The sequence below is a fragment of the Kitasatospora sp. NPDC053308 genome (assembly GCF_055585785.1).
This window is the reverse complement of sequence record NZ_JBVJJY010000017.1, coordinates 124,352-144,491: the sequence shown is the minus strand read 5'-3', so window position 1 is coordinate 144,491 and position 20,140 is coordinate 124,352. Positions and strand designations below refer to the sequence as shown.

11 protein-coding genes and 1 pseudogene are annotated in these 20,140 nt (G+C 75.1%); 10 read left to right on the top strand and 2 right to left on the bottom strand.

Annotation, left to right across the window (positions count from 1 at the left end):
* Positions 1 to 300: 300 nt before the first annotated feature.
* The 8 genes from ACZ6Y7_RS30090 (at position 301) to cobA (ending at position 12,205) form a co-directional block, all read left to right on the top strand.
* Positions 301 to 813 (top strand): GNAT family N-acetyltransferase, encoded by a 513-nt coding sequence (locus tag ACZ6Y7_RS30090; RefSeq protein WP_465761092.1) that lies wholly within the window; start codon positions 301 to 303, stop codon positions 811 to 813.
* A 547-nt stretch (positions 814 to 1,360) separates the two neighbouring features.
* Entirely contained in the window at positions 1,361 to 2,386 is a 1,026-nt protein-coding gene (locus ACZ6Y7_RS30085; RefSeq protein ID WP_465761091.1) for a methionine ABC transporter ATP-binding protein, read from the top strand.
* Positions 2,383 to 3,129: a methionine ABC transporter permease gene (locus ACZ6Y7_RS30080; RefSeq protein ID WP_465761090.1), complete on the top strand. Its 747-nt coding sequence runs from the start codon at positions 2,383 to 2,385 to the stop codon at positions 3,127 to 3,129. The genes ACZ6Y7_RS30085 and ACZ6Y7_RS30080 overlap by 4 nt, the downstream gene beginning before the upstream one ends.
* A gap of 58 nt (positions 3,130 to 3,187) precedes the next feature.
* Positions 3,188 to 4,009, top strand: a complete 822-nt coding sequence (locus tag ACZ6Y7_RS30075) for a MetQ/NlpA family ABC transporter substrate-binding protein (protein WP_465761089.1) — start codon at positions 3,188 to 3,190, stop codon at positions 4,007 to 4,009.
* Between the two features lie 201 nt (positions 4,010 to 4,210).
* Complete coding sequence (locus tag ACZ6Y7_RS30070) at positions 4,211 to 4,846, top strand: GNAT family N-acetyltransferase (RefSeq protein ID WP_465761088.1); 636 nt, start codon at positions 4,211 to 4,213, stop codon at positions 4,844 to 4,846.
* A gap of 163 nt (positions 4,847 to 5,009) precedes the next feature.
* A complete protein-coding gene (cbiE, locus tag ACZ6Y7_RS30065; RefSeq protein WP_465761087.1) occupies positions 5,010 to 6,263 on the top strand; it encodes a precorrin-6y C5,15-methyltransferase (decarboxylating) subunit CbiE in 1,254 nt (417 codons plus the stop codon).
* Between the two features lie 639 nt (positions 6,264 to 6,902).
* Positions 6,903 to 10,850 (top strand): nicotinate-nucleotide--dimethylbenzimidazole phosphoribosyltransferase, encoded by a 3,948-nt coding sequence (gene cobT, locus ACZ6Y7_RS30060; protein ID WP_465761086.1) that lies wholly within the window; start codon positions 6,903 to 6,905, stop codon positions 10,848 to 10,850.
* A gap of 107 nt (positions 10,851 to 10,957) precedes the next feature.
* Positions 10,958 to 12,205, top strand: coding sequence for a uroporphyrinogen-III C-methyltransferase (gene cobA / locus ACZ6Y7_RS30055; RefSeq protein WP_465761085.1), 1,248 nt, complete (start codon positions 10,958 to 10,960; stop codon positions 12,203 to 12,205).
* A 52-nt stretch (positions 12,206 to 12,257) separates the two neighbouring features.
* On the opposite strand, the gene ACZ6Y7_RS30050 is transcribed toward cobA, so the two are convergent.
* Positions 12,258 to 14,999 carry a SpoIIE family protein phosphatase gene (locus ACZ6Y7_RS30050; protein WP_465761084.1) on the bottom strand — a complete coding sequence of 914 codons (2,742 nt, stop codon included), beginning with the start codon at positions 14,997 to 14,999 and terminating at the stop codon, positions 12,258 to 12,260.
* An 89-nt stretch (positions 15,000 to 15,088) separates the two neighbouring features.
* Here ACZ6Y7_RS30050 and ACZ6Y7_RS30045 point away from each other — a divergent pair, with 89 nt between their 5' ends.
* Complete coding sequence (locus tag ACZ6Y7_RS30045) at positions 15,089 to 15,898, top strand: TrmH family RNA methyltransferase (protein WP_465761083.1); 810 nt, start codon at positions 15,089 to 15,091, stop codon at positions 15,896 to 15,898.
* Between the two features lie 2,018 nt (positions 15,899 to 17,916).
* Here the strand turns inward: ACZ6Y7_RS30045 and ACZ6Y7_RS30040 are convergent.
* Positions 17,917 to 19,194 (bottom strand): annotated as a pseudogene (locus tag ACZ6Y7_RS30040) (serine/threonine-protein kinase); the annotation flags it as partial.
* A 408-nt stretch (positions 19,195 to 19,602) separates the two neighbouring features.
* Between ACZ6Y7_RS30040 and ACZ6Y7_RS30035 the strand changes: the two are divergent.
* Complete coding sequence (locus tag ACZ6Y7_RS30035) at positions 19,603 to 19,806, top strand: hypothetical protein (protein WP_465761082.1); 204 nt, start codon at positions 19,603 to 19,605, stop codon at positions 19,804 to 19,806.
* Positions 19,807 to 20,140: the final 334 nt, after the last annotated feature.

Below are 20,140 nucleotides of genomic sequence, written 5' to 3'. Positions count from 1 at the left end.
GGTGGGGGGGTTGGGGTTTTCTCTCTTCTCCCTCTTTTTTCGTGTGTTTTCTCTTTCCTGCCCCTTGGGGGGGGGGGGGGTGGGGGGGGGGGGGGGGGGGCCCCCCCCCCCCCCCCCCCCGCCCCTCCGCGCCCAGGCGTGACCCTCGCCACGTCCGGCCCCGCGAAGGTTGAGGGAAGCTGACACCCGGGTAGAGCGCTGGCGAACGCGAACCTTGACGGTGGCACGATCGCTCGGATACTGAGCGTGAGCGCGTCACCCTCTGCGCGCCGGGCACGACGACTGGGGAGGCCCCTCCACATGGGCATGAGCGTGATCATCTCGGCGGCGACGGCCGAGGACGCGGAGCAGATCCTCAAGCTCCAGTACCTCGGCTACCAGTCCGAGGCCGAGCTGTACGGCGACTGGGCGATCGAGCCCCTGACACAGAGCCTGGAGAGCCTGCGCGCCGAACTGGCCGAACAGCACTTCCTGGTCGCCCGGCTGGGCGACGAGGTGGTCGGCACGGTCCGCGGCCGGGTGGGCGCCGACGGCGTCGGCCGGATAGAGCGCCTGGTCGTCCACCCGCGGATGCAGCGCCACGGCCTCGGCGGCCGCCTGCTGGACGCGCTGGAGCGCCGCCTCGCGGAGGTGGGCCCGGTGTCCGCCTACCGCCTGTTCACCGGCCACCGCAGCCTCGGGAACCTGCGCCTGTACGCCCGCCAGGGCTACCGGCAGACGGGGGTCGAACAGGTCGACGGCCGGCTGAGCTTCGTCCACCTGGAGAAGCCCGCCGGCCCCTCCGCCGCCACACCCCTCGCCGCGACGGCCTGAGCCGGCCGCCCCGCACCCGCCCCTCGGCGCCGCCACCATCCGGACGATCCGGTGGCGGCGCCGAGGCATATCCGCCCTGGTCACAGCGCCAGGCGTCCGCATTGCGGACACCGGCGTCAAACAATTGGGCGGTTCCCGAGCCATCTGTTTTACTGGCTCACATGACTGCGACGACGAACTGGACCCCCACCGGCACGCTGCCGGCAGGTGAGCGTGCCATGTGCCGTCGAATGTGTCACTGCTGAGGGCCACCGCCCCCGGCACCCCTGCGCGGGTGCCTCCCCCTCGCGCCCCGAAGCGAGACTCCGGCGCCGCTGCCGCCCGTGCGAGCGCGCCCCTCCTCCCCGTACCCCTCCCCTTGCCGTGCCCGCCCGCGGGTGCCGGTGACTCGTAAGGGCCACGCCGTCGCGCGGCCCGGCCGACCAGCGGCCACGATCAAGGGGTGGCAGGTCCGGATCCCCCTGGCGAAGCGCCGTAAGGAGCCGCCGACCGCAACCCGGTCGGGCGGTCGACCCACGCCGCCCGCCCCCGACCCACGGAAGCTGCTGTGATCACCACCACGGACCTCACGAAGGTCTACCGCTCCCGAGGCCGCGAGGTCACCGCCCTCGCCGGCGTCGACCTGCACGTCCGCCCGGGCGAGGTCTACGGAGTCGTCGGCACCAGCGGCGCCGGCAAGTCCACCCTCATCCGCTGCGTGAACATGCTGGAGCGCCCGACCTCCGGCACCGTCACCGTGGACGGGGTCGAACTCACCGCGCTGTCCGGCGGCGAGAACCGCGCGGGACGGGAACTGCGCGAGGCGCGCCGCCGGATCGGCATGGTCTTCCAGCACTTCAACCTGCTCTCCTCGCGGACCGTGCAGCAGAACGTCGAGCTGCCGCTGGAGATCATCGGCCTGGATCGCACCCAACGCCGCCGCAAGGCAGCCGAACTGCTCGACCTGGTCGGCCTCGGCGACAAGGCCCGCAGCTACCCCAACCAGCTCTCCGGCGGCCAGAAGCAGCGCGTGGGCATCGCCCGCGCCCTGGCCGGCGACCCCAAGGTGCTGCTCTCCGACGAGGCCACCTCGGCGCTCGACCCGGAGACCACCCGCTCGATCCTCAAGCTGCTGCGCGAACTCAACCAGCAGCTCGGCCTGACCGTCCTGCTGATCACCCACGAGATGGACGTCATCAAGTCCGTCTGCGACTCGGCCGCCCTGATGCGCGGCGGCCGGGTGGTCGAGTCCGGCGAACTCACCGACCTGCTGGCGAAGCCCGGCTCCGAGCTGGCCCGCGAGCTCTTCCCGCTCAGCGAGTTCGGCACCGGGCGGCCCGGTTCCACCGTGCTGGAGATCACCTTCCAGGGCGACACCTCGGCCCAGCCGTTCGTCTCCCAGCTGGCCCGCACCTACCAGATCGACATCAACATCCTCGGCGCCGCCGTGGAGACCATCGCCGGCCGGATGGTCGGCCGGATGCGGGTCGAGCTGTCCGGCGGCCACCAGGACAACGTGGTGCCGATCGGCTACCTGCGCGAGCAGGGCCTGCAGGTGGACGTGATCGGCGCGGCGAACGGAGCGGTGGCATGACCTGGGACCAGATGTGGGCCCTGATGGGGCCCGCCACGCAGGAGACCTTCCAGATGGTCGGCGTCTCCGCGGTCGTCACCGTGCTGCTCGGCCTGCCGCTGGGCGTGCTGCTGGTGCTCACCGACAAGGGCGGCCTGCTGGCCAACCAGGTGGTCAACAAGACCATCGGTTTCGTGGTGAACATCGCCCGCTCGGTGCCGTTCATCATCCTGATGATCGCCCTGATCTCCTTCACCCGCTGGCTCGTCGGCACCTCGATCGGCTGGCAGGCGGCGACCGTACCGCTGACCATCGGCGCGATCCCCTTCTTCGCCCGCCTGGTCGAGACCTCCGTCCGCGAGGTCGACCGCGGCCTGGTCGAGGCGGTCCAGTCGATGGGCGGCAGCACCTGGACGATCGTCCGCAAGACCCTGCTGCCCGAGGCGCTGCCCGGCATCGTGGCCTCCATCACCACCACGGTCATCACCCTGGTCAGCTACTCCGCGATGGCCGGCACGGTCGGCGGCGGCGGCCTCGGCACCCTCGCCGTCAACTACGGCTACCAGCGCTTCGAGACGGCCTTCATGTGGGTCATCGTGGCCGAACTGGTGATCATCGTCACCGCCGTCCAGCTGATCGGCGACTTCGCCGTCCGCCGCCTCTCCCACCGCGGCCGCACCGGCGGCGGGGCCCGGCTGTTCGGCCGCAGCCCGGCCGACCCGACCGCGCCGAGCGCCGACGACAAGGACCTCGTCGCCTCCTGAGACCTCCCCCGTCCGACCCCGGACGCGGCTCCCCGCACCACGCAGAAAGGCACTTTTCGTGCGCAACGCCCTGAAGTTCACCAGCGCCCTGGCCACCGCCGGCCTCGCCCTCTCCCTCGCCGCCTGCGGCAGCTCGGGCTCCTCCTCGGACCCGAACGCGCCGCTCAAGGTCGTCGCCAGCCCGACCCCGCACGGGCAGATCCTCAAGTTCGTCCAGGACAACCTGGCGGCGAAGGCGGGCCTCAAGCTCGACATCAAGGAGGTCACCGACTACGTGACCCCCAACACGGCGGTGCAGGACGGTTCGGCCGACGCCAACTACTTCCAGCACGTCCCGTACCTGGAGGACTTCAACAAGAAGCACGGCACGACCATCGTGTCGGTGGAGCCCGTGCACCTGGAGCCGCTGGGCCTGTACTCCAAGAAGGTCAAGGCGATCACCGACCTGCCGGACGGCGCCACCATCGGCCTGCCGAACGACGCCACCAACGAGGGCCGCGCGCTGAAGCTGCTCGCCGACAACAAGCTGATCACCCTCAAGGACGGCGTCACCACCACCGCCACCCCGGCGGACGTGACCGGCAACCCGAAGAACCTCAAGTGGAAGGAGCTGGAGGCCGCCCAGCTGCCCCGCTCGGTCGCCGACCTCGACGCCGCCGTCATCAACGGCAACTACGCGCTCGACTCCGGCCTGAAGCCCGCCACCGACGCCCTGGTGCTGGAGAAGGCGGACGGCAACCCGTACGCCAACATCCTCGCCGTCAAGAAGGGCAAGGAGGACGACCCGCGGGTCAAGAAGCTCGCCGAGCTGCTGCACTCCGACGAGGTCAAGAAGTACATCGACGACACCTTCCAGGGCTCGGTCATCCCGGCCTTCTGATCCGCCGCGGCGCGATCCGCCTCCCACGCCCGACCGGGCCCCCGCCGCACCTCGGCGGGGGCCCGGTCGGGCAGTATGCACCCTGGGACACCCCGGGCGACGGCGTTCTGACGTACCGTCGTGCGCGCGGCGCACCGCGTGATACCCGGAGTGCGACGGAGCGTACGGTGTTGTGTTCACGACCCGGCGAGGAGAGACGGCATGGCAGCGAGCTTCCCCGAGACCGCCATCAGCACCGAACGGCTGCTGCTGCGTCCCCTTGCGGAGGACGACGCCCCGGCCCTGGCCACGATGATGGCCGACGACCTCGTCCTGGCCTGGACGGACCAGCCGCACCCCTTCACCGAGGCGTACGCGGCCGAACTCGCCCGCACCCTCGCCCCCGCCCACCGGGCCGCGGGGCGCGGCATCGTCCTGGCCGTCACCGAGCACCTGACCCAGCGCCTGGTCGGCCTGGTCGAGCTGCGCGCCACCGACTGGCGGCTGCGCAGCACCGAGATCTCCTACGTCACCGCCGTCTGGGCGCGCGGTGAGGGCTACGCCCCGGAGGCCGTCCTCGGCGTCGCCCAGTGGCTGTTCGAGGACCGCGGCTTCCTGCGCCTGGAGATGCGCACCGCCGCCGGGAACACCGCGGCCCAGCAGGTCGCGGGCAAGATCGGCGCCATCAGCGAGGGCGTGCTGCGCAGCGCCTGGATAGTGCGCGGCGAGTCCGGCGAGGTGGTCGAGGAGAGCCGCAGCGACCTCATCCTGTGGAGCCTGCTCCCGGAGGACCTGGAGTCGCCCGAGCTGCACCGGAACGGCTGGCACGGCGACCACCGCTACGTGCTGCGCGACTGAGGCCGGCCACCGCCCCCTGCGGACCGGCCCCCGCGGGCAGGCCGCTCGGCACGGACATGTGTGCGAGATGTCCGCCCCCCGGGGATGACACCCGGTAACCTCTGACCGGCGCCGCACCCCGGCGCACCGCGTGGCGCACCGAGTCGAGGGAGAACGGCCGCAGATGGCTGACCGGATCACGGTCATCGGGTGGGACGGCACGCCGCTGACCGAGGCCGCCGGTGCGGCCCTCGCCGCGGCGACCCTGGTGGCCGGAGCCCCCTACCAACTGGACGCCCTCCCGGTGCCGGAGGCCGCCGAGCGGATCCCCCTCGGCAACATCCGGCAGGCCGCCCGCCGGATCGCCGAGCACCGCGGCGCCGCCGTCGTGGTCGCCGAGGGGGATCCGGGCTTCTTCGGCGTGGTGCGCACCCTGCGCCGCCCCGAGTACGGCCTCGAACTCGAAGTCCTGCCCGCCGTCTCCTCCGTCGCCACCGCCTTCGCCCGGGCCGGCATGCCCTGGGAGGACGCCCAGGTGGTCAGCGTCCACGGCGGACGACTGCGCCGGGCGGCCAACATCTGCCGAGCCCACCCCAAGGTCGCGGTGCTCACCGCGCCGGGGGCCGGGCCCGCCGAACTCGCCCTGATGCTGCGCGGGGTGCACCGGACCTTCGTGGTCTGCGAGGCCCTCGGCACTCCGGAGGAGGACGTCACCGTCCTCACCTCCGACCGGATCGCCGACCACGTGTGGCGCGACCCCAACGTGGTGCTGGTGATCGGCGGCGCCCAGGCCGGCGCGGTGGACCAGGCGGCCGGCTGGCTGGCCGGGCGCCCCGTCGGCTACCCCGGCGCGGAGCGCGGCTGGGCGCTCCCCGGTGACGTGTACGCGGGCGCCGGGCGCACGGACGGTGAGACGGGCGCGTCGGAAGCGCTCCCCGCGCACGTGCGCGCGCTGGTGCTGGCCCGTCTGGGTGCACGTCCCGGCGACCTGGTCTGGTCGGTGGGCGCGGGCAGCGGCGCCCTCGCCGTCGAGGCGGCGCGGTTCGGCGCCGCGGTGGTCGCGGTCGAGGGGTCCCGCTCGGCCTGCGCCCGGCTGGCCGTCAACGCCCGCCGGTTCGGCGTCGAGGTGGAGGTCGTGTACGGGAGCGGACCGGAGGTGCTGGGCGGCCTCCCGGAGCCGGACGCGGCGGTGGTGGAGTCCGGCGGACCGGACGTCGTGCGCGCCGTACTGGCCCGCAAACCGGAGCGCTTCGTCGCGTTGGCCCGGACCTTCGCCGAGGCGGAGGAGGTCAGCCGGGCGATCGGCGAGGCCGGCTACCGCGCGGACGGCGAGCTGCTCCAGTCGACCCCGCTGCGGTCCGCCGGGGAGGGCGGCGCACTGGCGCTGGGGGCGGGCGGAACCGGCGCGTTGGTGCTCTGGGGTGAGCAGATCGTGTGAAGGCCTCGGGCGCGCGCCGGGGTCGCGCGGTGGTGCGGTGCGCTGGTGCCCACGGGCGACGGGCGCGGGCGCGAGCGACGGGCGCGGGGCACGAGCGACGGGCGCGGGGCACGAGCAGGGTGCGCGGGTGGCAGGCCCGATAGCACGGGAGGGGGTACGAGCGGTGACGCGGACACGGCACGCACATGGCGCGGACGGTGATCCAGGTCGCATCCGGACACTGATTCGAGAGGTGACCGCGCCGGGCCGGTAGTGTGACGTCCTGGGCGGATGCAGCGGCCGGAGGCCCACCCGATTCGGTCGGTTTGTCACCTTTTTGACGTGGTGCAAGCCGGTTCCGCTCGGAGTGTGGGCAATTCGACGGACCTCGTGCCAGACCTGGAGAATGCCGTAGGGTCCGGTGCGGTCGTACCGGTTGCTCCGGGTTGTCGTTGTTTCAGACGATGTGCCGCCCCGTGTGGCGGTGCGCCGGGCCGGGGTGCCGCAGCGCGCCGGAAGGACTTGGGCCGCAGCGCTTCGGCGCGGCGGCCACGTGTGGTTGAGGGGCGGGTCGGTGCAGGCCCGGCCCGTGCGGATGGGCGCTGCGATCGGTGATCGCGTCGCCGAGGGCGCGGCAGCGGCCTGGAAGGAGCTTTGACAATGACCGATGGCGGCCACGTCCCGGGCGAGGGACTGCCGGAGCACCTGCACGGCGGGCCCGACCCGCTCGGCGGACCGGAGGGCGTCGCGGGCGTTGCACCCCTGCAGGGCGTCGCGACCGACGGCGGAGTGATCCCGAACCCGGCGGCTCCGGTCGGTGCGATGCCGGGCGGGATGCCCCCGGGGGCGGGCGTCATCCCGCCGCAGGGCCAGCCCGGCTACGCCGTCCCCGGCATGCCCGGGCCCGGTTACCCCGGCGAGGGGTGGGCCGTCGACCAGGGCGCCCCGCGCCCGGCCTTCCACTTCCTCGACCAGCCCGACGCGCCGGACGGCCTCGACGACGAGGACGACGTGCTGCTGATGCCGGGCCCGCAGGGCTCCTGGGGCGAGCCGATGGCGACCGTCCCGGCCGAGCAGATGCCGCCCGCGCCGCAGCAGGACGGCATGCCGGTCGAGCCCTCCTGGCCGCCGGTGGACCCGCCGACGCTCGGCGCCGATCCCCTCCAGCAGCAGCCCGTCCCGCTGCAGCAGCACGGGCAGCAGGGGATGACGCAGGCTCAGCCGCCGCGCCGCCCGCTGCACGCCGGGCCGCCGATCCCCGACCCGTCGCTGATGACCGGCCAGGTCCCGGTCCGCTCGCTGGCCGACCGCGGCCCGTCGCAGGGCGGCACGCCCGCGCACGGCATCCCGGTCGTCGGCCGGCCGCCGATGGCCGAGGCCGCCGCCCCGGCACCGGCCGCCGTGCCGCAGGCCGTCCCGATGACGCAGGTGCCGCCGGTCGTTCCGCTGGTCCCGGGCACTCCGGCGCCGGAGGTGCAGCAGCCGCTGCCGCAGGACGTCCAGCCGGCCGTCCAGGTGCCGTCGGCCTCGCAGCCGGTCGAAGCCGTCATGGCCGTCGAGACGGTCGGCGCGATCGAGGTGATCGAGGTCGTCGAGACGCCGGAGCCCGCGCCGGGCATCCAGGCCGTCCAGGGCGCTCAGCCCGTCGAGGCCGTGGCGGCGCCCGAGGCCGCGGCGCCCGAGGCCGCCGCGCAGGCAGCGGCTGCGGCGCCGCAGGCCGGGGTGGCCGAGCCGGTGCCTGCGGACCCCGCCCAGGCGGTGGCCGAGGCTCCCGCCGCGCCCATCGCGGTCGAGCCGGTCGCCGTCGAGTCGGTGGCCGTCGAGTCCGTCGCCGTCGAGTCGGTGGCGGTCGAGTCCGTCGCCGTGGAGGGCGCCGCCGTCGACGGTGCGGCCGAGCAGGCCGAGGCCACCGCCCCGGCCGGCCAGCCGCGCCGGATCTCCGCCTTCCTCGCCGCTCCCACCCCGCACGGTCTGCCCAAGGTCCAGGCGACCGAGCAGGCCCCGGTGGCCGGCGAGGCCCCGCAGCAGCCCGCGCCCATAGCGGCCGCCGACGCGCCGCAGGCCGTCGAGGGCGGTGAGGCCGCTCAGGCCGCTTCCGCCGTCGAGCCCGTCCAGGGCGCCGAGGCCGAGGTTGTCGAGGCCCAGGTCGTCGAGGCCGTGGCCGCCACGCCGGAGGCCGGGGCCGAGCCGGCCGCCGAGACCGCCGCGGGCACCGGTGAGATGCCGTCCGGACAGGCCGTCAACGAGGCCGCGGCCGAAGCCGCGCAGCCGCAGCAGCCGGAGGCCGCCCAGGCCGAGGTCCCCGCCGAGCCGGTCGCCGAGCAGGCCCAGGCCGAGGTGCCGGTCGAGGTCCCGGCCGAAGCCGCCGAGCCGGCGACGGCCGAGGCCGTCGAGCCCGCCGCTGCGGCGGAGGCGGCGCAGCCAGCCGAGCAGCCCGCGGACCAGCAGGCCGAGCAGCAGCCCGCCGCCGAGCAGCCCGCCGTCGGGCAGGCTGCCGAGGCTGCCGAAGCCGCCGGGCCCGTCGAGGGCGGGGCGGAGCAGCCCCAGGCCGAGGTCCCGGCGGAGGCTCCCGCCGAGCCGGTCGCCGAGCAGGCCCAGGCTCAGGCCCCGGTCGAGTCCGCGGAGCCCGCCGCCCAGGCCGCTGCCGAAGCCCCCACCGCCGAGACCGCCGAGACCGCCGAGTCCACCCCGGAGCAGGCCCCCGAGGCCCCGGCCGCCGTGGAGCCGCAGGCCGAGGAGTCGGCCGAGCAGCCCGCGGACCAGCAGGCCGAGCAGCCCGCCGCCGACCCGCAGCCCGCCGACCAGCCGGTGGCCGAGGAGCAGCAGCAGCCCGAGGAGCCCGCCGAGCCGCGCGGCCCGGCCGCCGCCGGCTACGACGAGGCCGGCCGCGAGGCCGTCCACCAGGTGATCCGCGAGCGCCGCGACATCCGCAACGGCTTCCGCCCGGACCCGATCCCGCACGAGGTGCTGATCCGCGTCCTGGAGGCCGCCCACACCGCGCCCAGCGTCGGCTACTCGCAGCCCTGGGACTTCGTGGTGATCCGCTCGGCCAAGACCCGCAAGCGGATGCACGCCCTGGCCGAGCGCCAGCGCGAGGCGTACGCGGACTCGCTGCCCAAGGGCCGGGCCAAGCAGTTCAAGGAAATCAAGATCGAGGCCATCCTCGAGACGCCGGTCAACATCGTGGTGACCGCCGACCGCACCCGCGGCGGCCGGCACACCCTGGGCCGGCACGCCCAGCCGCAGATGGCCCCGTACTCGGCCGCCCTGGCGGTGGAGAACCTCTGGCTGGCCGCCCGCGCCGAGGGCCTGGGCGTCGGCTGGGTGAGCTTCTTCGACGACGAGCAGCTGGTCCGCGAGCTCGGCCTGCCCGAGCACCTGGAGGTCGTGGCCTACCTGTGCGTCGGCTTCGTCGACTCCTTCCCGGACGAGCCCGAGCTGGAGCAGCAGGGCTGGGCCAAGAAGCGCCCGCTGTCCTGGGTCGTCCACGAGGAGCAGTACGGCAACCGCGCGCTGCCCGGCGAGGAGCCGCAGAGCCTGCTGGCGGACACCCTGCGCGGCATCCGCCCGCTGGACGCCAAGGCGCTCGGCGAGGCCTGGGACCGGCAGAAGCGGATGACCAAGCCGGCCGGCTCGCTCGGCATGCTGGAGATCATCTCCGCCCAGCTGTGCGGCCTGTCCCGCAAGTGCCCGCCGCCGATCCCGGAGCCCGCCTGCGTGGCGATCTTCGCCGGTGACCACGGCGTGCACGCCCAGGGCGTCAGCCCCTGGCCGCAGGAGGTGACCGCTCAGATGGTCGGCAACTTCCTGGCCGGGGGAGCGGTGATCAACTCCTTCGCCAAGCAGATCGGCACCGAGGTCTGCGTGGTCGACGTCGGCGTGGCCGCCGAGCTGCCGGACGCCGTCCAGCAGGGCCGCGCCACCGGTCTGCTGCCGCGCAAGGTCCGCCCGGGTACCGCCGACATGACGCAGGGCCCGGCGATGACCCGCGAGGAGGCCGTCCAGGCCATCGAGGTCGGCATCGAGACCGCCCGCGACCTGGTCGCCGCGGGCAACAAGGCGCTGGTCACCGGCGACATGGGCATCGCCAACACCACCGCCTCGGCCGCCCTGATCTCGGTGTTCACCGGCCTCGACCCGGCCGAGGTCACCGGCCGCGGCACCGGCATCGACGACGAGACCCACGCCCGTAAGATCGAGGTCATCCGCGCCGCGCTGGCCCTGCACCAGCCCGACCCGAACGACCCGATCGGCGTCCTCGCCGCCATCGGCGGCCTGGAGCACGCGGCCATCGCCGGCTTCCTGCTGGGCGCCGCCTCGCTGCGCACCCCGGTGGTCCTGGACGGCGTCATCGCCGGTTCGGCCGCACTGGCCGCCAAGGCGATCGCCCCCGAGGTGCTGGCCGCCTGCATCGCGGGCCACCGCTCCGCCGAGCCCGGCCACCAGGCCGCGCTGGCGAAGCTCGGCCTGCGTCCGCTGATCGACCTGGACCTGCGGCTCGGCGAGGGCACGGGCGCCCTGCTGGCCCTGCCGCTGGTGCAGAGCGCGGCCCGGGCGATGCACGATGTAGCCACCTTCGACTCCGCCGGGGTCACCGAGAAGGCCTGACCCGCGACTCGCACCGCTCCGCGGACCGGCCCGAGGGCGCGCCGGCCCGCGGAGCGGCGTCTCGCCGTACCGTCCCCCCACCGTCCCCCCGATCAGGAGCACCACCGATGACCGCGCCCACCCCGCACCCGAGCACCGAGGGCCGCACCCCGTACCCGGTCGGCCTGCTGCTGGCCGGCCGCCGCGTCGTCGTGGTCGGCGGCGGCCAGGTCGCCCAGCGGCGGCTGCCGGCCCTGATCGCCTCCGGGGCCGACCTGCACCTGATATCCCCGGTCACCACCCCGGCCGTCCAGGCGATGGCCGACGCCGGCGAGCTCACCTGGCACGCCCGTCCGTACCAGGAGGGCGACCTGGCCGACGCCTGGTACGTCCTGGTCGCCACCGACGACCCGGCGGTCAACGCGGCCGTCAGCGCCGAGGCCGAGCGCGTACGGGTGTTCTGCTCCCGCAGCGACGACGCCGCCGCCGCCACCGCCTGGACCCCGGCCAGCGGCCGCGACGCGGGCGCCACGGTGGCCGTCCTCACCGGCGACCCGCGCCACTCGGCCGCCTTGCGCGACGCGATCGTGGACGGCCTGCGGGACGGCTCGCTGGCGGCCCGCCAGTACCGCTCGCACGGTGCCGGCGTCGCCCTGGTCGGTGGCGGCCCCGGCGACCCTGACCTGATCACCGTGCGCGGCCGCCGGCTGCTCGCCGACGCCGACGTGGTGGTCGCCGACCGGCTCGCCCCGCGCGAACTGCTCGCCGAGCTGCCCGAACACGTCGAGGTGATCGACGCCTCCAAGATCCCGTACGGCCGGTTCATGGCCCAGGAGGCGATCAACCGCACTCTGATCGAGCACGCCAAGGCCGGCAAGTTCGTGGTCCGGCTCAAGGGCGGCGACCCGTACGTCTTCGGACGCGGCGGCGAGGAGCTGCTGGCCTGCGCCGAGGCCGGCCTGCCCGTCACGGTGGTGCCCGGCATCTCCAGCTCGATCAGCGTCCCCGCCTCGGCGGGCGTCCCGGTCACCCACCGCGGCATGACCCACGAGTTCACCGTGATCTCCGGCCACGTCGGCCCGGACGACGAGCGCTCGCTGACCAACTGGGAGGCCGTCGCGAAGATGAGCGGCACCCTGGTGCTGCTGATGGCCGTGGACAAGATCGGCGCGATCGCCGCCCGGCTGGTCGAGCACGGGCGCCCGGCGGACACCCCGGTCGCGATCGTCCAGGAGGGCACCACCGCCGCCCAGCGCCGGGTGGACGCCAGCCTGGGCACCGTCGCCGCCGTGGTCGAGGCCGAGGGCGTCAAGCCCCCGGCGGTCATCGTGATCGGCGACGTCGTCAACGTCCTGGCCGCCGCCTTCCGGCCGTAGCGCCCCTCTCCGGGTCCGGGCGGAGGAGTGGGAAGTCGGCCGGTCCGACTTCCTACTCCAGCGGCTGCTCCGTCCAGATGACCTTCCCGGTCGCCGTGTAGCGCGTCCCCCAGCGGTCCGCGAACTGGGCGACCAGGAACAGCCCGCGCCCGCCCTCGTCCTCGGTCGCCGCGTACCGCAGGTGCGGCGAGGTGCTGCTGCCGTCCGACACCTCGCAGATCAGCGCGCGGTCCCGCAGCAGCCGCACCCGGATCGGCCCGGAGCCGTACCGGATCGCGTTGGTCACCAGCTCGCTCAGGATCAGCTCGGTGACGAACGCGGCCTCGTCCAGCCCCCAGGCCTCCAGCCGGCGTGCCACGTCCGCCCGGACGGCACCCACCGCGGCCGGGTCGGACGGCACGTCCCACTCCGCCACGTGGTCCGCCGCCAGCACCCGGGTCTGCGCCACCAGCAGCGCGATGTCGTCCTGCGGGTGCGCCGGCAGCATCGCGCCCAGGACGTCCGCGCAGGTCTGCTCGGGCGTGCGCGGCCGGCCGCTCAGCGCCGCCTTCAGCAGCTCCAGCCCCTCGTCGATGTCCCGGTCGCGGTCCTCCACCAGCCCGTCCGTGTACAGCACCAGCCGGCTGCCCTCCGCCAGCTCCAGCTCGGCGGTCTCGAACGGCAGCACCGCCAGCCCCAGCGGCGGCCCGGTGGGCAGCTCCGGGAACACCACCCGGCCCTGCGGGTCCACCACGGCCGGCGGCGGGTGCCCGGCGGTGGCCAGCGTGCAGCGCCGCGCCACCGGGTCGTAGATCGCGTACAGGCAGGTCGCCCCGGTCAGCCCGGCGCTCTCGCCGCTCGCCGCCTCGTCCTGGTCGATCCGGTTCACCAGCTCGTCCAGGTGCCCCAGGAGTTCGTCCGGCGGCAGGTCCAGGGTCGAGAAGTTGTGGATCGCCGTCCGCAGCCGTCCCATCGTCGCCGCGGCGTGCAGCCCGTGCCCCACCACGTCCCCGACCACCAGCGCCACCCGCGCGCCCGGCAACGGGATCACGTCGAACCAGTCCCCGCCCACCCCGGCCTGGGCCGGCAGGTAGCGGTGCGCCACCTCCAGGGCGTTCTGCGCCGGCAGACTGCGCGGCAGCAGGCTGTGCTGCAGCGTCACCGCCATCTCGTGCTCCCGGGTGTAGCGCCGGGCGTTGTCGATGCAGACCGCCGCGTGCGCCACCAGCTCCTCGGCCAGCGCCAGGTCGTCCGCCTCGAACGGCTCCGCCCGCTGCGCCCGCCAGAACCGGACGACCCCGAGCAGCACCCCGCGCGCCCGCAGCGGCACCCGCACCAGCGAGTGCACCCCGTACGCCAGCGCCCGAGCCGCCCCCTCGGGATCCTGCTGCCGCCACTCCTGCGCCTCGGACAGGTAGGGCTCCAGGACCGGCTCCCCGCGGTGCAGCGCCCCGGCCAGTGGAGTGTCGGGCACCACCTCCAGCACGGTGCCGACGGGGTAGAACGGCGCGTCGTCCCGCAGCGCGGTGCACGCCGCCCGCCGCATCCGCCCCAGCAGGCCGCCCGCCGGTGGCTCCTCACCCGCCAGGACCTGCTCCGCGAGGTCGACGGTGACGATGTCCGCGAACCGCGGCACCGCGACCTGCGCCAACTCCTCGGCCGTCCGCGTCACGTCCAGCGTGCTGCCCACCGTCACCCCGGCGTCGTACAGCAGACGCAGCCGCCGCTGGGCGCGCTCGGCACGGCCGGACAGCGCCAGCAGCTCGGTGGAGTCACGCAGCGTGGCCACGCAGCCGGGCGGTCCGCCCGCCCGGTCGGTCAGCCGGACGTTCACCGCCAGCAGCCGCTCCCCGGACAGCACCACCTCGTCGGTCACCTGGCGGTTGGCCGTCAGCAGCTCCAGCGGCGTCGGTTCCAGGCCCAGCTCGGTCACCGGACGGCCCTCCGCGTCCGGCGGCAGGTCCAGCAGCCGTCGGGCCTCGTCGTTGCAGAGCAGCAGCCGCCCGTCCCCGCCGACGATCATCACGCCCTCGCGCACCGCGTGCAGCACGGCCGCGTGGTGCTCGTACATCCGGGTCATCTCGACCGGCCCCAGCCCGTGCGTCTGCCGCCGCAGCCGACGGCTGATCAGCGCCGTGCCCAGCGTGGCCAGCCCGACCGCACCCGCCGCCGCCCCCAGCACCACGGGCAGCTGACGCTCGCTCGCGGTGCTGACGTTCGCCAGCGTCACGCCCGCCGAGACCAGCCCCACCACCTGGCCGTCCGGCGCGTACACCGGGACGATCGCCTGCACCAGCGGGCCGAGCGTGCCCGTGATGTGCTCGGTCACCACCTGCCCCTTCAACGCGGGCTGGTAGTCGCCGACGAACTTCTGGCCGATCCGGGCCGGGTTCGGGTGGGTGTAGCGGATGCCCTGGTTGTTCAGGACGACGATGAAGTCCACGCCCGAGCCGATCCGCGCGGACTGCGCCTTCGGTTGCAGGATCGCGGTCGGATCGGGGGACCGGAGGGCCTCCACGATGCCCGGCGAGTTGGCGAAGGTCTGGGCGACCGACACCGACCGGTTGCGGGCCTCGTTGTCGGCGTCCTTGTGCGACTGCACCACCAGCGCGACCACGGCCGCCACCACCAGCAGCAGCGCGACCACGACCTGCAGTGCGAACACCTGCCCGGCCACCGAGCGGTGCCACACCGGCCACGCCCGCTTCGCGCGCGGCAGCTGTGGCCGACCGTGTGGGCGCCCACCGGAGGTGCCGGCGGAGGCAGGGGCGCCAGGGGCCGACGGAGCCCGGGATCGGCCCGGATAACGGGCCATACGGTCATATTTGCACTCCGGCTAGCCCGCGACCACCCAGTCCTGTCCGCCGTTTGGCCTTCCCCGCCCCGGCTTGGCAAGATCGCAGGGTGTCCGAACCCAGCACCATCACCGACCCGGCCGACCCCCGCCTCGCCGACTACACCGGCCTCACCGACGTCGAACTGCGCCGCCGCCGCGAACCCGCCGAGGGCCTGTTCATCGCCGAGGGGGAGAAGGTCATCCGCCGTGCCCTCGCCGCCGGCTACCGGATGCGGTCGATGCTGCTCACCGCCAAGTGGCTGGACGTGATGGCCGACGTCATCGCCGAGGCCGACGCCCCGGTCCACGTGGTCGAGCCCGCGCTCGCCGAGGCCGTCACCGGCTACCACGTCCACCGCGGCGCCCTCGCCTCGATGGAGCGCAAGCCCCTCCCGGCCGCCGCCGACCTGCTCGCCGGGGCCCGTCGGGTCGCCGTCCTGGAGGGCCTGGTCGACCACACCAACCTCGGCGCCATCTTCCGCAGCGCCGCGGCCCTCGGCATGGACGCCGTGCTGCTCTCGCCCGACTGCGCGGACCCGCTCTACCGGCGCGCCGTCAAGGTCTCGATGGGCGCCGTCTTCGCGGTCCCGTACGCCCGCCTCGACCCCTGGCCCGCCGCCCTGGACACCGTCCGCGAGGCCGGTTTCACCCTCCTCGCCCTCACCCCCGCCGAGAACGCGGTCGACCTCGCCACCCTCACCCCCGACCGCCTCCCCAAGGCCGCCCTCATGCTCGGCGCCGAGGGCGACGGCCTCACCCCCCACGCCATCGCCGCCGCCCACCACCCCGTCCGCATCCCCATGGCCCACGGCATCGACTCCCTCAACGTCGGCGCCGCCGCAGCCGTAGCCTTCTACGCCGTCACCACCACCCCCTGACCCACCCGCCCCCACCCTCCCGCAGCTGTCTGCCGGCCTCCGCCCCTTCACCCGAAGCGGCGGCCCCGACCCCCACGCCCCCTGGCCGCCCCCCACCATCCGCGACTCACCAGGGCCCTGTTCCTCACCCTCCCGCCCGCTCGCAGCGGTCTGCCCGGCCCGCGCCTCACCCCAAGCCAGCGGGCCCGACTTACCCGCGCACCCGGCCCCACAGCCACCCCACCCCCCCGGACATCGGCCAGGGCCCGGCTCCTCGCCCACCCAACCCGCCACTACAGCCGCCACCCGCACCCCCTCGGACCTCTGCTCGGCGTGGAAACCAGGTGCGGCAGGGCCGAGCGGAGGCCAGCGGGCCCGACTGTCCCGCCCGCCCCGCCCGTCGCCCACCAGACCAGCCGACCCCGGCCCGACGTGCCACCGGCCCCGGCTCCACGCGCTCGCCCCAGACCTCTGCTCGGCTAGCCGCACCTGGCTGCCAGGCACCCGCGCCCCACCAGAAGTCGGCGGGCCCGACTCCCCACGGGCACCTGGACCTCGCCTCGCCCCGGCTCCTCGCCCACCCACTCGGCCCGCCTTAGCACGAAGTCCTTGTCGCGAGGGACGGCCCGCCCGACTTCTCATACGTGCCCAGGCGCCGTCCAGCGGTCGGCCTCTACCCGTGATCGACCAGACGCGGCCACAGCGGCCCCAGGCGCGACCTGAAGCGGCCGGCCACCCGGACGCCACGGGAAGCCGACCCGCCCGACGCCTCACGCCCTCCGCCGGTCGCCAGGCCGTCGGCGCGTCCCAACCCGTCCGCATCCCGCGACCGGCCGCCGGGCCGCAGCGCGTCACCGGACGCCGGCCCGCCCGACGTCCCATGCGCTCCCGACCACCGCCCGGACTCGGCCCGCCACGTCGCCAGCCCCACCCCCGCAGCCACCTCTCCTGCCGCCTCGCATACGCCACCGGCCTCGCCATGCCCCGCGGAAGTCGACCCGCTCGACTTCTCACACGCCCGCATCCCGCGACCGGCCGCCGGGCCGCAGCGCGTCATCGGAAGTCGGCGGGGCTGACTCTCCATGTGCTCCCGACTACCCGCCGGACTGCGCTCGCAAGGTCGTCGCCAACCCCGTCTCTGCGCCGCCACGCGCGCGCCGGGCCTTGCCGTGCTCACGAGAAGTCGGCCCGTCCGACTTCTCACGCACTCCCGTTGGCCGCGAGGCCTCACCGGATCCGGGCCCGTCCGCGTCACGCGGCCGGGCGCCAGACCGCAGCACGTCCCGGCCCGCCCGGCTTCCCCCGTGCCCGCATCCCGCGGCAGGTGGCCGGGCCGCAGTGTGTCATCGGACCTCGGCCGAGCCGACGTTCCGTGCTCGTTCGGGTCAGCCCGCCGGGGAGGTGGGGGGTGCCGGGGCGGCGGCCGGGGGCGGGGTGGTGCCGCCGGAGGCGCCGGGCCAGGACTCGTCGAGGGTGCCGTCCGGGCGGACGGTGTAGCGGGTGGAGGTGGTCACCCCGGTGGCCGTGGCGCGTTCCTCGCGGACGACCGTGCTGCCGTCCAGCCGCCACGTGGCCGTGGCCTGCGGGTCCGCGGCCGAGGTGCGGGTGGTGGTGGCGACCGGGGTGTCCCCGGTGAAGGTGTAGAGCTGGACGAGGTCGACGGGCGCCGAGCCCTCCGTCCGTCGCAGGACGACGACCGCGGCCGGCAGGCCCTTGTACCGGGCCGGCAGGACCGCGCTCAGCGCGACCTGGGGGCCGCCCCCGACCGAGTGCCCGTCCCGCAGGGCGATGGCCGGCCCGCCCGCACCGTCGGGGTAGCTGCGGTTCGGCCAGTCGACCGCCGGCAGGGGCCCCTGCGGGGCGCCCAGGGCGGTGTCCGCCGGACCGCCGCGGGCGGCGGCGGGGAGGGGAGTGGCCGAGGCCTGCGGCGCGACGTCCACCGAGGTCCCGGGGACGGCCTGTTCGCCGCCCCCGCGCGCCGCGGCGCCCGCGCTCGCGGCCGTCCCGGTCGGCGGCTTCAGCCCCTGGTTGTCCCGGTTCTCGCAGCCCTGGGCGGCGGCGATGGCGAGGGCCACCCCGATCGTCACCGTGACGAAGACGACCAGCCGCTGCCGCAGCAGCCGCTGCCGCGCCGTGCCGGGCCGCCCGCCGGGGGCGGGGGTGTGCTGGCGGTCCCGACGTGCCCGGTCGCGGGGGCCGGGCCGGGCCGGGGGCGGGGTCTGCGGACGGTCCGGGCGCTGCCGCAGCGGGCGGGTCACCGGTGTCGGCTCGGGCCGGGGGAGCGGTGCGGCGGGCCCCTGCGGACGTCGGCCCGCCGCGCCCGCGGCCGGTGCTCCCGGACGGCCGGCCGCCGCCCTGGCCCGGGCCGCGGCGGAAGGTTCGGGCGAGCGCCCGGGCGCCGGAACGCCCTGCCGGGCGCCGTCCTGCTGGGCGGGGGCGGCCGCGCCCCGGGCCGGACGGGCCGTGCGCGCGCCGCCGCCGGCGGCCCCGGCCGCCGCGCCGCGGGCCGCCAGTTCGCTGAGCCGCTCGTGCAGCGCGGCCGCGCCGGGGCGTTCGGCGGGTTCCTTGGCGAGGCAGGCGCGGATCAGCGGTGCGAGCTGCAGCGGTACGGCCGTCAGGTCGGGTTCCTCGTGGACGACGCGGTACAGCATCACCTCGGAGGACGCCCCCGAGCCGAACGGGGTGTCCCCGGTGAGCGCGTACGCGAGGGTGGCTCCGAAGGCGAAGACGTCGGTGGCGGGGGTGACGGCGGCCCCGCGGACCTGTTCGGGCGCGAGGAAGCCGGGGGAGCCGACGGCGGTGCCGACGTGGGTGAGCGTGCTGGCGCCGCGTGACCAGGCGATGCCGAAGTCGATGATCCGCGGGCCCCGGGGCGAGAGCAGGATGTTGGACGGCTTGAGGTCCCGGTGGACGACCCCGGCCTCGTGCACCTTGACCAGCCCGTCGGCGAGCGCGGCCCCGATCCGGGCCGCCTCGGGCCAGCTCAGCGGCCCCTCGTCGCCGACCTGCTTGTAGAGCGAGGGTCCGGGCACGTACGCGGTGGCCAGCCAGGGCCGGTCGGCCTCGATGTCGGATCCGACGACGCGGGCGGTGCAGCCGCCCCTGATCCGGGAGGCGGCGGCGATCTCGCGGGCGAAGCGGGTGCGGAACTCCTGGTCCTCGGCGAGCTCGGCGCGGATCAGCTTGAGCGCGACGCGCTGCCCGCGGCGGTCGGAGCCGAGGTAGACCACGCCCATGCCGCCGGCGCCCAGTCGCCGGTGCAGGCGGTACGGCCCGACGATGCGGGGGTCCTCACGCCTCAGCCGCATCATCGCCATGTTCCGTTCCCCGTCAGCCTGTGGGTGTGAGGCCCCGTCGGTTGGGCCATCGTCAGTTTCTGTCTGGCACAGCTTACGGACTGCCCGCTGCGGTGTGCTGATACGCAACACCTCAAGCAGCCGTGCGATTGTCCGATCGTGCGCTGACCTGCAGGTCACAGGGGTGCCGGATCGCTTCTCGGGGTTGCCCCTCAGGGTTCCCCCGGGGGTCGGCCGAGCCTTCCCTCCCCCTGCGGTAGTAGGCCCCGGGTCCGGGCGTCATCCTCCGGGACGTCCGACGAACGGTACGAGGGCATGACGTCCGAACGGCCCCCTGACCAATAGCGTTGGGTCCAGCGGTGGACGGGGAGCTCGTCCCCCGAGGTAAGCCGTTCACCGCGCCAACTCGACCGGATCAGGAGTGAGGGCATGGCACCGCAGCTCACGGGAACCCCCCGCCGCCGTCGGCCGGCCTTCGTCCAGTCCCGGTCCACCACCGAGCAGCCCACCCGGCACCCCGCGGTGGCGCTGGCCATGGCCCTGCCGTGTGCGGTGCTCCTGATGCTGCTCTTTGGCGGGTGGGACCAGATGGCGAACCAGGCCCAGGCCGTCGCCGATCTGATCGGCCGCTGAGGAACGGCTGGGAAGGACGCCGTCCCCTGGGGGGCGGCCACAGTACGGGCACCGGTCCCCTGGGGACGGGGAGCGGTGCCGCCGGGGAGGCCGCGGCCGTGATGACACGCGGACGGGCGAGGAACGGTGCGCAGAGCGCCCCGGCAGGCGGAGACGCCGCGTACGGACGTCGGTGAGGGCGTCCGTACGCGGCTCTTCTCCATGTCCGCGACGTTCCCGCGACCCCCGACGTCCCGACTCCGCGCGGCACGGCATGACGGCTCCGCGCTGGAACGCAGAACACAAAGGCCGGGGCCGCGATCCTGGCGGATCGCGGCCCCGGCCGTTACTGTGC